This is a genomic window from Oleiphilus sp. HI0061 (genome assembly GCF_001635675.1).
The window spans coordinates 1-1,270 of record NZ_LWFE01001624.1 but is presented as its reverse complement, the minus strand read 5'-3'; the positions used below and the strand labels follow the sequence as shown (position 1 = coordinate 1,270).

Here is a 1,270-nt window from a genome sequence, read left to right as displayed (position 1 = left end):
GCTATGACAGCATCAATGTCATTCATTAGCATACTTTCGGTTACTTCTATTTCCAGGTTTTCTGCGGCGAGGCCTGAATGCTCGAGGGCGCTTGAAACAACATTTACCAGTTCCGGGTCATCAAACTGGCGTGGCGATAAGTTAACTGCAACTCTCAATGAGCGACCAGTTAGGGCATTTAATTGCATGATTTCTTTACATGCGTTTCTCAGCACCCATTCACCAATTTGTACGATCAAGCCGGTCTCTTCGGCTACGGGAATAAAGTCAGCAGGGGAAATGTCTCCCTTCGTCGCATGCTCCCAGCGTATCAGAGCTTCAACGCTAGATATTTCACCCGTCTTCAGATTAATTTGAGGCTGATAGTTTAGGTAAAAGTCGTTATTTTTAATTGCTTCACGTAATTCATTTTCAATTTCCAGAAGCTTGTTTGCGCGGAGGTTTAAGGCTTCAGTAAAGAAGTGGTAGCCATCTCGACCGTTCTCTTTAGCCATATATAAGGCAAGGTCGGCGTTCTTCATGAGCGTTTCGCTATTGATGCTGTCTGTTGGTGCTAAGGTAATGCCGATACTTGTTGATACAATCACCTCATGTTTACCCAACCTAACTGGTTCCTTAAGAGTGTCCAGGATCGTTTGAGCAATGGCAGATATTTTATCGATATCGGATATATCGTTAAGCAGAATGGTAAATTCATCCCCCCCTAAACGGGCAACTGTATCTTGCTTTCGAACACAGGATTTTAAACGGTCAGCAACCGTAAGCAGTAATTGATCACCTGCCTGGTGTCCCAGCGTGTCGTTGATGCGTTTAAATTGGTCTAGGTCGAGAAAGAACAGCGCTGTCAGTTTTTGATGTCGTCGTGCATTAAGAATGGATTGGTGCAGTCGATCAATAAAAAGCCGACGGTTTGCTAAACCGGTCAGGGAGTCAAAAAGAGCCAAGTGCTCCATTTTCTGGGTAGCTTCTTTTAAGGCTGTGACGTCAACGGCGGACAGGACGTAACTACTAATTTCGTTATGTTTATCATAGACGGCCGAGATCGTAATAGTGTTCCAGAAAACGCTAGAATCTTTCTTAGAGCAAAGAATTTCACCTTCCCAACTATCTTGTTTTTGCAGGAAGCCGCTATCGAGAGCACAAATATCAGCTGCGCAATGTTCAGAGCTTGGTTTGAGAATGCCGATTGGCTTATTTACGATTTCGTCGCGTTGGTAGCCCGTTATTTGGCAAAACTTGTCATTTACATATTCAATCAAGCCTGAGCTGC

The 1,270-nt window shown here is 44.1% G+C and carries 1 protein-coding gene; it reads right to left on the bottom strand.

Annotated elements, in window-relative coordinates:
- Positions 1–1,270, bottom strand: a 1,270-nt coding sequence (locus A3735_RS25110) for a GGDEF and EAL domain-containing protein (RefSeq protein WP_156499916.1), incomplete at both ends; no start/stop codon positions are given.